Origin of the sequence: Kribbella sp. VKM Ac-2566, from assembly GCF_004366005.1 — a bacterium.
Lineage (GTDB): Bacteria > Actinomycetota > Actinomycetes > Propionibacteriales > Kribbellaceae > Kribbella > Kribbella pratensis.
Genome location: NZ_SODT01000013.1, coordinates 222395 through 235270, shown reverse-complemented (window position 1 = coordinate 235270; position 12876 = coordinate 222395). Strand labels below are relative to the sequence as shown.

The 12876-nt window shown below is 70.1% G+C and carries 10 protein-coding genes; 6 read left to right on the top strand and 4 right to left on the bottom strand.

Annotated elements, in window-relative coordinates; genetic code table 11:
- Positions 1-34: 34 nt before the first annotated feature.
- From EV647_RS31825 to EV647_RS31815, 3 genes are read left to right on the top strand one after another with little or no spacing between them, the layout of a single operon-like run.
- The gene (locus EV647_RS31825; RefSeq protein WP_238177493.1) at positions 35-757 is read left to right on the top strand and encodes an ABC transporter ATP-binding protein; all 723 of its coding nucleotides are present in this window, start codon (positions 35-37) and stop codon (positions 755-757) included.
- The gene (locus tag EV647_RS31820; protein WP_134009573.1) at positions 754-1539 is read left to right on the top strand and encodes an ABC transporter permease; all 786 of its coding nucleotides are present in this window, start codon (positions 754-756) and stop codon (positions 1537-1539) included. Before EV647_RS31825 ends, EV647_RS31820 begins: the two co-directional genes overlap by 4 nt.
- 19 nt (positions 1540-1558) lie before the next feature.
- Positions 1559-2485: a heme A synthase gene (locus EV647_RS31815; protein WP_134010349.1), complete on the top strand. Its 927-nt coding sequence runs from the start codon at positions 1559-1561 to the stop codon at positions 2483-2485.
- On the opposite strand, the gene EV647_RS31810 is transcribed toward EV647_RS31815, so the two are convergent.
- Positions 2455-3231 carry a TetR/AcrR family transcriptional regulator gene (locus EV647_RS31810; protein WP_134009571.1) on the bottom strand — a complete coding sequence of 259 codons (777 nt, stop codon included), beginning with the start codon at positions 3229-3231 and terminating at the stop codon, positions 2455-2457. The genes EV647_RS31815 and EV647_RS31810 overlap by 31 nt on opposite strands.
- Positions 3232-3341: 110 nt before the next feature.
- On the opposite strand from EV647_RS31810, the gene EV647_RS31805 reads away from it, so the two are divergent.
- Positions 3342-5018 carry a carboxylesterase/lipase family protein gene (locus EV647_RS31805; RefSeq protein ID WP_134010347.1) on the top strand — a complete coding sequence of 559 codons (1677 nt, stop codon included), beginning with the start codon at positions 3342-3344 and terminating at the stop codon, positions 5016-5018.
- Positions 5019-5141: 123 nt separating this feature from the next.
- Here the strand turns inward: EV647_RS31805 and EV647_RS31800 are convergent, their stop codons facing one another.
- Entirely contained in the window at positions 5142-6227 is a 1086-nt protein-coding gene (locus EV647_RS31800) for a ScyD/ScyE family protein (protein ID WP_134009569.1), read from the bottom strand.
- A gap of 85 nt (positions 6228-6312) precedes the next feature.
- Complete coding sequence (locus EV647_RS31795) at positions 6313-8376, bottom strand: MMPL family transporter (RefSeq protein WP_134009567.1); 2064 nt, start codon at positions 8374-8376, stop codon at positions 6313-6315.
- A gap of 115 nt (positions 8377-8491) precedes the next feature.
- On the opposite strand from EV647_RS31795, the gene EV647_RS31790 reads away from it, so the two are divergent.
- On the top strand, positions 8492-9430 hold the full coding sequence (locus EV647_RS31790; protein WP_134009565.1) for a LysR family transcriptional regulator: 939 nt from the start codon (positions 8492-8494) through the stop codon (positions 9428-9430).
- Positions 9431-9452: 22 nt separating this feature from the next.
- Here the strand turns inward: EV647_RS31790 and EV647_RS31785 are convergent, their stop codons facing one another.
- Positions 9453-10436, bottom strand: coding sequence for a heme o synthase (locus EV647_RS31785; protein WP_370344342.1), 984 nt, complete (start codon positions 10434-10436; stop codon positions 9453-9455).
- Positions 10437-10678: 242 nt separating this feature from the next.
- On the opposite strand from EV647_RS31785, the gene tkt reads away from it, so the two are divergent.
- Positions 10679-12865: a transketolase gene (gene tkt, locus EV647_RS31780; protein WP_134009563.1), complete on the top strand. Its 2187-nt coding sequence runs from the start codon at positions 10679-10681 to the stop codon at positions 12863-12865.
- Positions 12866-12876 lie beyond the last annotated feature (11 nt).

Genomic DNA, 12876 nt, shown 5'->3' with positions numbered 1-12876 from the left:
GAGGTCACTCCGGGCCGTTCTCTATGCTGCGTTTGTGCCAGTCGCGGTGGAGATCGACAACCTCGTCGTGCGGTGCGGCGAGAAGACCGCGGTCGACGGTCTCGGTCTCACCGTATCCGCCGGCACGGTGACGGCCGTGCTCGGCCCGAACGGCGCCGGCAAGACCACGACCGTGGAGACCTGTGAGGGCTTCCGGCGCCCGGACTCGGGCACTGTCCGGGTCCTCGGCCTGGACCCGCTCGCCGACCACGACGAGCTGATGCCGAAGATCGGCGTGATGCTCCAGGAGGGCGGCGCCTGGTCGGGTGTCCGCGCGGTCGAGATGCTGAAGTACGTCGCCACGCTGCACACCCACCCGCTCGACGTGCCCGCCCTGGTGGAGCGCCTCGACCTGGGCAGTTGCGGGCGGACGCCGTACCGCCGGCTCTCGGGCGGGCAGAAGCAGCGGTTGTCGTTCGCGCTGGCGATCGTGGGACGGCCGGAGATCGCGTTCCTGGACGAGCCGACCACCGGCCTGGACCCGCACGGCCGCCGCGAGATCTGGCAGCTGATCCGCGACCTGCGCGACGACGGCGTGACGGTCGTGCTGACGACGCACGCGATGGACGAGGCCGAGCAGCTGTCCGACCAGGTGCACGTGGTGTCGGCCGGCAAGGTGATCGCCTCCGGCACCCCAGACTCCCTCACCGACCACCACACCAAGTCCCTCGAGGACGTGTTCCTCGAACTGACCGCGCCGAAGCGGGAGACACCATGAGCAGCGCCGCGACGTACGCCCCACGGCCGGGCAGCGCGCCCTGGCCGCGGAAGGTGCTCGCGCACACCCGGATGGAGTTCAAGCTGCTCGTCCGCAACGGCGAGCAACTGCTGCTCGCCCTGGTCATTCCGCTCGGCCTGCTGCTCCTCCTCGGCGGGACCGGCCTCGGCGAGCGGCTGCCGCTCGGCAGCGGCCGGCCGATCGACGAGGCGGTCCCCCGGGTGCTCGCACTCGCCATCCTGTCCTCGTCGTTCACCTCGCTGGCGATCGCGACCGGCTTCGAGCGCCGCTACGGCGTCATCAAGCGCCTCGGCGCCTCACCGCTGTCCCGCACCGGGCTGCTCGCGGGCAAGATCGGTGCGGTCCTGATCGTCGAGGTCATCCAGCTGATCGTTCTGACCGGCACCGGGTTCGCGCTCGGGTGGAAGCCGATCGGCGGGTTCGAGGCCGTCTTCGGCGTCGCCCTCACGGTTCTGTGCGGTACGGCGGCCTTCGCGTCACTGGGTCTGCTGATGGCCGGCGTACTGCGGGCCGAGGCAACGCTGGCCGCGGCGAACCTGCTGTACCTGCTGCTGCTCGTGGGCGGCGCGATCATGACGCCCGTCGACGAGTACCCGGCCGGTATGCAAGGCGTCGTACGACTGCTGCCGAGCGCCGCGCTCGCCAACGGGATCGCGAATTCCACGGTCGAAGGGGTGATTCCGTGGGCGGCGGCGCTCTCACTGGCACTCTGGGCGGGGGTGCTGGGGTACCTGGTGTCCCGCACCTTCCGCTGGGACTGACCTTTAGAGTGTGCCGGTGATGACGACCGAGACCCCGCCCCAAGAGACTGAGCCAGTCAGCGGATTCTGGCGACTGGTTCCCGAGCCGAGCCTGGACGCCGTCCGGCGCTGGGGCTGGGCGTCGGTGGTCGTGAACATCGGCATCGTGGTCACCGGCGGACTGGTCCGGCTGACCGGCTCGGGGCTCGGCTGCCCGACGTGGCCGTCCTGCACCGACGACTCGTACGTCCCGCACGCCGCCCTCGGCATCCACGGCGCGATCGAGTTCACCAACCGGATGCTCGGGTTCGTCGTCGCGATCGTCGCGATCCTCACCTGGCTGGTCGTCATGCGCTACCGCCCGATCCGGCGGGACCTGCGCCGGCTGGCGACCGCGGCCGCGCTCGGGGTCCCGTTGCAAGGGGTGATCGGCGGCATCAGCGTCCTCACCGGCCTGAACCCCTGGATCGTCTCGGCGCACTTCCTGGTCTCGCCGATCATCATCACGCTGACGGTCTCGATGATGCGCCGCTCGCGCACCAGCCCGTACCCGCACACTCCCCCGGTGGTCCGCGCGCTCGCCACCGCCTCGGTGGTGGCGGTCTGGCTGACCGTTGCCCTCGGCACCATTGTGACCGGGGCCGGGCCGCACTCGGGTGATCCGGAGACCGGCCGCAACGGGTTCGACCCCGAGCTGGTCAGTCAGCTGCACTCGGATGTGGTGTTCGGCCTGCTCGGAATCTCGATCGCGCTGGTGATCGCGACCCGCGTGACAGCGACCTCACGCACGCTCCGCAAGCTCGCCGCCTGGCTGCTCGCCGTCGAACTCCTGCAGGGCGCCGTCGGCTTCACGCAGTACTTCACCGGCCTGCCGTGGGGTGTCGTCCTGGTCCACATGTTCCTTGCCGGGCTACTGATCGCCCTCGTCACAGCCGTCTACGGCGAACGCGGCACCCCCGCCACCTGACGAACGCCCGGCGGCCGCTGTGTGATCAGTACGTCGATGCCGTCCAGGATTCGGTCGAGCCCGAAGGTCACGTCGGCGTCGCGGATCTCGTCGGTGTACTGGTCGCCGGCCATCAGAGCGGCCAGGACCGAGTATCCGAGCTCGTGCAGCCGAGGTTCCAGGAACTGTGCCACCGCTGCCGGCTCGACGGTGCTCGCGCTGCTGTCCCGCACATCGCGCCGCGCACTGGCGATCCGCCTGGCATAACCGTCCAGCAGCAACGCGCACGACAGGCTTTCGGCGGGACTGAGCCCGGCACCGGTCAGCACCTTCAGGATCGCCTCTGCCCAGCCGAGCAGGTTCGGCGTCATCGGCGCTCCGCGGATCGGCAGATCGCAGAGCCATGGGTGGATGTCGCACCGATCGACCATCGCCTGTGTCCAGGCGGTCGCCCCGGCTCGCCAGTCCCGTGCGCCGACGACCCCGTCCGGCGCCGGACCCCAGGCTGCGTCACCGAGCAGGACCAGCAGCTCGTCGCGCGAGCTGACGTACCTGTAGATCGCGTTGGCGGTCAGCCCCAGCCGCTGGGCGATCTTGGGCATCGACAACGCGGCGAACCCCTCGGCATCGGCCAGCTCGAGGGCTGCGTCGACGATCTGCTCGACGCTCTGCGTCGGCTTCCGGCCGAGCTTGTTCTTCGACTTGGCGGGCAGACCCCACGCCAGCACCAGCCCCGGCGGCAGGTGCGCATCGTCGGTCAACGGCATCAGGTCGGCTCCTCACGCCTGGCAAAACGCGGTGTTTGACTTCGTGTGTACCTTACACTTTATATTAGTGTGACCCACACACAAATACACCTGAGGATGCGAGCGTGCCCATGGGACAGCAGGATCACCACGACGGACCGGCTCGGCGACGACCGCGGTCCGGCCTTTCTCGCCGGCTCGGAGCATTGCTGACCGCGGCGCTTCTCGCGAGCTCGGCCGCGGCCTGTGGAGGTGCGGCCCAAGCCGCGACGAACAGCCGTGGTACGCCGGAAACTCCCGCAGACGCCGTGGTTTCGACGGACGCCGGGGCAGTACGCGGCACGCTCACCCCGCAGGCCCGGCGTTTCCAAGGAATTCCGTACGCCGCACCGCCGACCGGCCGACTCCGCTGGGCATCGCCGCAACGGGCCGCGTCATGGCGTGGCATCCGGGACGCGACCAAGCCCGGGAATCGCTGCGCCCAGGCCGGAGGGCTGATCGACGAGGCCAGCACGACCGAGGACTGCCTCTACCTCAACGTCACCACGCCCCGCGACAGCGGCGCACACAAGCTGCCGGTGATGGTGTGGATCCACGGCAACGGCTTCATCAACGGAGCCGGCAGCCTGTACGACGCACAGCAGTTGGCGAACAGCGGCCAGGTCGTCGTGGTCAGCCCCAACTACCGGCTGGGCATCTTCGGCTTCCTTGCCCATCCGGCGCTCGACCACGGCGGAGCTCGGCAACTCTCGGGGAACTTCGGCCTCGAGGACCAGCAGGCCGCATTGCGGTGGGTCCGGCGCAACGCGGCGGCATTCGGCGGCGATCCGGGCAATGTCACGATCTTCGGTGAATCCGCCGGCGGCACCAGCGTCTGTTCCCACCTGGTCGCGCCAGGATCCGCAGGACTGTTCCAGAAGGCGATCCTGCAGAGCGCCCAGTGCACCGGGCGGAAGTGGTCGCCCGGACCGCCGACCTGGTTTCCGCTACCCCGCTCCGAGCGCGAGCAGCACGGCCTCGAGGTCGCGGCCGAGATCGGCTGCGCCGACCCGGCGGCCGCTGCGGCCTGTTTGCGAGACAAGCTGCCGGAGGAGCTCACCAAGTGGTCCGACGACGGAGTGGGATCAGGCCCGACCGTTGGTGGTGGAGTGCTGCCTCTCAGCCCGGACCGCGCCTTCGCAACCGGTCGCTTCAACCACGTGCCGATCATCCAGGGCACCACGCGGGACGAACACCGCCTGTTCACCGCCGCGATCGAAACAGCAACCGATCAGGTGACCACCCCGGCCAGTTACAGAGAAGAAGTCCACACGCTGTTCGGGCAGTCGGACGCCGAACGGGTCCTGGCCCGCTATCCCGTCGAACAGTTCCATTCGGCCGGCGAGGCTTTGTCGGCCGTGGTCACGGACTGGGCGTGGGGCTGCCCGGTCCTCGACCGAGACCGCGCAATCGCCGCGCAGACACCGCTGTTCGCGTACGAGTTCGCCGACGAGACCGCTCCGTGGTTCACCACGCTTCCGAAGCCCAACTTCCCGACCGGCGCGTACCACGGCGCCGAACTGCAGTACCTCTTCGCCGACGAGCAACTCCCGGGCCCGAGCACTCCCGGGCAGAAAGAACTCTCCGCGACGATGATGAGCTACTGGACCCAGTTCGCACGCACCGGGAACCCGAACGGTCCGGGTCAGCCACGCTGGCAGCCGTTCCAGAACAAGGACCACGTCCAGTCGCTCGCCCCTGCGAGAATCACCTCGGCCGACCTGGCCCAGGAACACCAATGCGCCTTCTGGGCCTCGATCGGCTCCTGACCTGATCGACAAGGCCGCCGTTCGGGCCAACGCGGGGCACCCGCCACCTGACGGGCGCCCCGCGCGTCACTCAGCAGATCACTTCACTCAGTACTTCACTCAGTACTTCACTCAGTACTTCACTCAGTACTTCACTCGGTAGACCGCGCCGGGGCCGAAGACCGGTCCGGCGACGAACAACTGGCCCCACCGGTTGAAAGCTGTGCCTCCCGGCAGGTTCAGCTGACCGCGGACCAGTTCTCGTTTGTACCCAGCCCGATGTCCCTTGCCCGGGTACTGCAGGTACAGCGAGCCGATGGTCGAGCCGCCCATCTCGAACTTGAGCCAGCTCTCCCGGGCCAGCTGGACCACGGCCAGCTTGCCGTGCGGGCCGCCGGCCAGGTCGACGATCGACGTGTAGCCGTCGGCGTACCGCTTGCAATTGCCCTTGTTCGGCTTGACCGGATCACATACCGCTCCCACGGAGCCTGGCTTGATCCGCCAGATCTCCGACGTTCCCGGTGTCGCCGGGAAGCCGCGGAGTTCACCGACGTACCAGTAGCCGTCCGAACCGACCGTCACCGAGGTGGCGACGGCTTCGGCGGGGATCATCGTCCCGGCCGGCGGGGCCTCCGGTCCGAGGCCGGCCGGCGTCTTCACCACGCGCGGCTTCAACCGGGCAACGGTCTGGATCTTGCCGTTCGGCCAGACCCGGAGCAGGTCGTTGCCGGCGGCATCCGCCACCAGCACGGTGCCGTCCCGTAGCGCCGCGACACCGAACGGGTTCGACTCGGTCGGCGGGTCGGCCAGGTTGTACGGATCCGGGTCGTGCGACTGGTACTTGCCGATGTCCGCGACCGGGACCGGCGACTTGCCCGGACGCAGCCGGAACAGGGTGGCGCCGCCTGGCGGGGTGTCGCCTTCCGGACCGCCACCGCCGGTCAGGGCGTACGTTGTACCCCATTTGTTCGTGTCGATCGCCGGTGCGAATCCTCCCGGGACCTGGCCGAGCTTCCAGGTCTTGTGGCCGTCGGTCGCGTACACCGAGCCGTCGGTGACGCTGTAGATGACCTTGTCCTTGTACGTCGAGACGCCGCGCGGCCCGTCCAGACCCGTTGCCACCGGCTTCAAACTCGAGTGGTTGCCCCCGGCCTCGGCCTGGCCCGCGACCAGGACCGTGGCGGTCAGAGCGAGTGCCGCGACCGCGGCGATGCGTGTTCGTACCCCCATGCGAATCCCCCTGCTGTAACGCCTCCCCAGGCGTGGATCCCCGTCCACAGGCAGATGCCCATCGCAACATCAGATCACGTTCAGGTCAACGGGGTAACGCACCGCGTTCGCCCCGGGACCGTGCGGCACCCGGCAGATACCACGTCCGGTCGCCCAGCAGCGCGAGCACCGCGGGCACGACGAGCATCCGGACCAGCGTCACATCCAGGAAGATCGCCACCGCCAGGCCGACGCCGACGATCTTCACCATGACGGCCGGGTCGGCCGCGAACCCGGCCGCCACCGCGATCATGATCGCGGCCGCGCAGGTGATCACCTTCGCACTCGACGCGAGCCCCTCGACCACGGCCTCCCGGTGCGGCAGGCCCGCGTCGTACGCCTCCCGGACCCGGCTCAGCATGAACACCTCGTAGTCGGTCGACAGCCCGAAGAGGATCGCGAACAGCACCACCGGCGCCCAGGCGACGATCGGCACCGGCTCGGCGAGACCGAGCAGTTCCGAGCCCGGCGAGGTCTGGAACGCCACCGTCAACGCACCGAACGACGCGGCCACCGAGAGCAGGTTGGCCAGCACCGCCTTGACCGCCAGCACGAGCGAGCGGAACACCGCCACCAGCAGCACGCACGTCGCCGCCAGCACGACGAGGATCACCAGCCACAGCCGTTGCTGCAGGACCGTCGTCATGTCCACCGTCGTTGCCGTCGGCCCCGCCAGCTCGGCACCGCCGGGCAACTCCCGGTGCAGCGCACGGACCAGCTCGTACGTCGCCGCGTCCTGCGGACCTGTCTTCGGTACGACGGTCAGCACGGCCGTCGTACCGTCGGCCGATCGCAGCGGCGGCACCACGTCCGCGACGTCCGGTCGGGATGCCACCCGGCTCGCGAGGCTCGTGTCATCGACCCTTGCGCGGTCGACGACCACGGCGAGCGGCCCGTTCCACCCAGGACCGAAGTGCTGGGCGACCAGGTCGTACGCCTGCCGCGTCGGGTTCGACAGCGGTTCGCTGCCGGCGTCGTTCTGACCGAGACGCAGCCCGGCCACCGGCGCCGCGATCACGCCCAGCGCGATCAGTCCGGCCGCGAGGGCAAGCACCGGCCGCCGCACCACGGCCCCCGTGGACCGCTCCGCCCAGGCGGAGCGGAAGGCCGGCGGCGCCTGACCGCGAGGTGCTCGCCGGGGCAACACCCGGCGTCCTGCGGGCACGAGGATCGCCGGCAGCAGGGTGATCGCGGCGAGCATCGTCGCCAGCACCACCACCCCGGCCGCCAACCCCATTGTCGTGAAGCTGGGGATGCCGCTGAACGCCAGCCCGAGGATGCCGATCAGCACGCACAGCCCGGCGAACACCACCGCATGCCCGGCCGTCGCCACCGCCTCGGCGACCGCGTCGAGCGGAGCCGACCCGCGTCCGAGTTCGTCGCGATACCGGGCGATGATCAGCAGGCTGTAGTCGATCCCGACGCCGAGTCCGAGCATCGATCCGAGGGTCGGGCTCACCGTGCTCACGTCGGCGACCGCCGCGAGCAACCCGATCAGCCCCATGCCCACGCCGATCCCGACCAGCGCCATCAGCAACGGCAGCCCGGCCGCGAGCAACGAGCCGAACACCAGAATCAGCACGACGATCGCGACCGCGACCCCGATCGCCTCGGCGACTCCGTTCGGGCCCTGCACCCCTTCCGGGACCTGGCCGCCGACGGCGACCTGGGCGCTCGCCTCCCGCAGCGGAGCCGCAGCCCCGGTCAGCGCGGCCGTGGTCTCCTTCAGATCGAGTCCCTCCGGCCCGACTGCGAACTGTACGGCGATCAACGCCGACCGCCCGTCCGGCGTGACGGACGGCGTCACCGTCTGGACGTGTTCCACCGACCGTAGGGAGTGCACGGTCCGGTCGATTGCACCGGCAGGCAGTCCAGCGGTGGCGCGAGCCACCACGTGGGCCACGGCACCGCTGCGATCCGGGAAGTGGTCCCGAAGCATCGCGGTCGCCCGCGCGCTCGACGTACCCGGAACGTCGGCCGTGTCGCGCAGGCTGCCGCCGGCAGCCACCGAGGCACCGGTCACCGCCCCGAGCAGGAGCAGCCAGAGCACGGCCACGCGCCAGGGATGCGTCCCGCACAGCCGTCCGAGCCGGTGCAGCATGCGCGTCATGTCGATCTCCTCGGTCGTCCGATGAACACCTCCACCAGACCCCGGCACGAGCACCCGGGTCCAACAGCCATCGCTCGCCCGTTGACAACCAGCGGTTGTCGGACAGGATGACGGCGTGGACCTCGACTCGGGCACCCTGCGGGCCTTCGTGACGGTCGCCGACGAAGGTCACTTCGGCCGGGCCGCCGAGCGGCTCGTCATCTCCCAGCAGGCGATCTCGAAGCGGATCAACCGGCTGGAGAGCCAGCTCGGGGTGTCACTGTTCGACCGGTCGCTCCGGAACGTCCGGATCACCGAGACCGGTCGCCGGCTGCTGCCGCTGGCCCGGCAGGCGGTCGACACCGCCGACGCCCTCGCCGTCGAGGCGGCGAGGAACGCGGGCCCACTGCGGATCGACGTTCTCGACGACCACCTGTCGTCGATGCTGATCGCGCGCGGCGTGGCGCAGCGCGGCGACGTCGTCGTCGAGGCCCGGACCCGGACCGATCACCACGACGCCCTCGAGGCGCTGCGGACGACAGACGTCGACATCGCCTTGGGACGGGCCGGCGCGGTCACCGGACCGTGGCCTGCCGACCTCCGGCGCCGGGTCGTGCTGCTCGAGCCGATCCGGCTCCTGGTCGGCGCACGCCATCCGCTGGCGGGACGCGACGCCGTACCGATGGCGGACCTGCGGGACGCTCGGCTCTGGTTCCCGATGACCGGGGCGCCGCGGGAGTGGATCGACCTCGTCGACGAGCTGTGCGCGGACTTCGGGCTGACGGTGGACCGCACCGGGTCGACGCTGGGTCTCGAGTACTTCCTCGGCAGGCTCGCAGACGATCCGGGGCTCGGCACGCTGTTCGGCGGGGCGATGGCGGCACCCGGTCCGGGGCTCGCCGTCGTACCGATCGTCGATCCGGTGCCGGTGTTCGCGTGGTGGGCGATGTGGCGGCGCCGGGTTCCGGACAGCCGGGTCCAGGCCGTCCAGGATGCTGCTTCCAGGCTGTACGGCGTACCGCTGGAAGCGGCGGGCGACACGTGGATGCCCGCGGCCGACCGCGCCCGGCTGTAGGGCACGGCTGTAGGACCTGGCCTCAGTGCAGCAGCGGATCGATCGCGGCGGCGATGAACAGCAGCGCGAGGTAGATGTTCGAGAAGTGGAAGAGCCGCATCGGGCGCAGCGCGGCGCCGTCCGCGCCGGTGTGGGCCCGGACCAACAACCGGCGCGCCTCGCGGAGGAACACGAAACCGAGCACGACCGCGGCCAGCGGGTACACCCAGCCGGTGTCGCCGATCGGCCAGAGCGCCAGCGACGTGATCACCATGACCACGGAGTACGCCATGATCTGCCGCGCGGTGGCGACCGGGGTGGCGACCACGGGAAGCATCGGCACGTCGACCGACGCGTAGTCCTCGCGGTACCGCATCGCGAGCGACCAGGTGTGCGGCGGCGTCCAGAAGAAGACGACCAGGAACAGCACGACCGGCGTCCAGGCCAGCTTGCCGGTGACCGCGGTCCAGCCGATCAGGGTCGGGAAGCAGCCTGCGATCCCGCCCCAGACGATGTTCTGCACGGTCCGGCGCTTGAGCACCATCGTGTAGCCGAAGACGTAGAACAGGTTCGCGGCCAGCGCGAGGCCGGAGGACAGCCAGTTCACGAAGAAGCCGAGCTCGAGGGTCGCCAGCACACCGAGCACGACGCCGAAGATCGTCGCCGAGCGCGGGCTGACCGCGTGCCGCGGCAGCGGGCGGCGCCGGGTCCGGCGCATCTGCTCGTCGATGTCGCGGTCGAGGACGCAGTTGATCGTGTTGGCGCTGCCGGAGGCGAGCACGCCGCCGATCAGCGTGGCCACGACCACCTCGAGACCGGGCACGCCACCGGCTGCCAGGAACATCACCGGCACGGTGGTGATCAGGAGCAGCTCGATGATGCGCGGCTTGGTCAGACCGACGTACGCCTTCACCACGTCGCGCACCGACGGACTCACCGTTGCAGCTGATACAGCGGTAGCGTCCGGCAGCGGCGTCGGGTACGACGTCGTCGCGGCAGAACGCGGGTCGACGGCCGTCACGAACACCTCGAACAGAGTGGGTTGACGCCGGATGAGCGGCGCTGACGATTCAGCAGTCTACGACGCCCCGTAGGAGGGTTCTCGCACCCCCCTCCGATCGGCCGGGTGTGATGTCGGAGACGTCCGGGAACAGCACCAGTTACCAGCTGGTTGACAAGCCTTGGAGCAATGTGCAGCCGACAGGCCGCGTCACAGTAGGCTCTGCGTGAGACACCTAGAAGGTCACCATCGAGAGGAGCGCCGCCGGCGTGACGGAGAAGACCAGCCCAAAGCTTGAATGGACCGAACTGGACCAGCGCGCGGTCGACACCGTACGGGTGCTCGCGATGGATGCGGTCGAGAAGGTCGGCAACGGACATCCCGGTACGGCGATGAGCCTCGCACCGGCGGCGTACCTGCTGTTCCAGAAGGTGATGCGGCACAACCCGGCGGACACCCACTGGGCCGGCCGCGACCGGTTCGTGCTGTCCGCGGGACACTCCAGCCTGACCTTGTACATCCAGCTCTACCTGGCCGGCTTCGGCCTCGAGCTGGACGACCTGAAGTCGCTGCGGACCTGGGGCAGCAAGACCCCGGGCCACCCCGAGTACCGGCACACCGCCGGCGTCGAGACCACCACCGGCCCGCTCGGCCAGGGCATCGGCAACGCGGTCGGCATGGCGATGGCGGCCCGCCGGGAGCGCGGCCTGCTCGACCCGGACGCGCCGAAGGGCGAGAGCCTGTTCGACCACCAGATCTACGTGATCGCGTCCGACGGTGACATCGAGGAAGGCGTCGCCTCCGAGGCGTCGTCGCTGGCCGGGCACCAGAAGCTCGGCAACCTGACGATCATCTACGACGCGAACAAGATCTCGATCGAGGACAACACCGACGTCGCACTGTCCGAGGACGTGGCGGCCCGCTACGCGGCGTACGGCTGGCACGTCCAGGACGTCGACTGGACGCTCGGCGGCACCGGTTACGAGGAGGACGTCCAGGCGCTGTACGACGCGCTCGAGGCGGCCCGGGCCGTGACCGACAAGCCGAGCTTCATCCGGCTGCACACCATCATCGGCTGGCCGGCCCCGAACAAGCAGAACACCGGCAAGATCCACGGCTCGGCGCTCGGCGCCGACGAGGTCGCCGCGACCAAGAAGGTGCTCGGCTGGGATCCGGAGCAGTCGTTCCAGGTCGCCGACGACGTGATCGCGCACACCCGCCAGGCGCTGGACCGGGGCAAGGTCCTGGAGGCCGAGTGGACCGCGAAGTTCGACGAGTGGAAGGCCGCGAACCCGGAGCGGGCCGCGCTGCTCGACCGGCTCTCCAAGCGGGAACTGCCGGCCGGCTGGAAGGACGCCCTGCCGAGCTGGGACGCCGACGCCAAGGGGGTCGCGACCCGCGCCGCCTCCGGTGAGGTGCTGACCAAACTCGCACCGGAGCTCCCCGAGCTCTGGGGCGGCTCGGCCGACCTGGCCGGTTCGAACAACACCACCCCGAAGGGCCAGCCGTCCTTCATCCCGGCGGAGTTCTCGACCAAGGAGTTCTCCGGCGACGAGTACGGCCGGGTCCTGCACTTCGGGATCCGCGAGCACGCCATGGGCTCGGTGCTGAACGGCATCGCGCTGCACGGCCTGACCCGCCCGTACGGCGGTACGTTCCTGGTCTTCTCCGACTACATGCGTCCCTCCGTCCGGCTGGCCGCGCTGATGCAGCTGCCGGTGACGTACGTGTGGACGCACGACTCGATCGGTCTCGGCGAGGACGGTCCGACGCACCAGCCGATCGAGCACCTCTCGGCGCTGCGGGCGATCCCGGGCCTGGACGTCGTACGGCCCGGTGACGCGAACGAGACGGCGGCCGCGTGGGCGACCATCCTCGAGCACACCGACCGCCCGGCCGGCCTGGCACTGACCCGGCAGAACGTGCCGACGTTCCCGCGCGGCACCGACGGCTTCGCGACCACCGAGAACGTGCACAAGGGCGGTTACGTGCTGCTCGACACCGAAGGCACGCCGGACGTGGTGCTGATCGGCACCGGCTCCGAGCTGCAGATCGCGGTCGAGGCCCGCAAGGTCCTGGCCGACGAGGGCGTCAACGCCCGCGTGGTGTCGATGGTGTCCCGCGAGTGGTTCGACGAGCAGGACGACGCGTACCGCGAGTCGGTCATCCCGGCGGACGTGCGGGCCCGGGTCTCGGTCGAGGCCGGGATCGCGCAGAGCTGGCACGACATCGTCGGCGACGCCGGCCGCTCGGTGAGCCTGGAGCACTACGGCGCGTCCGCGGCGTACCAGACGCTGTACGAAGAGTTCGGCATCACCACCGAGGCGGTCGTGCAGGCCGCGAAGGACAGCATCGCCGCCGCCGCGCAGATCAGCGGACCGGGTGTCCCGCCCGGCCGCGCCGCCGCCGGGCCGGTCGGACCGGCCGACGCCGGCGGCACCGGACAGGCCAACTGAGACACCTGACA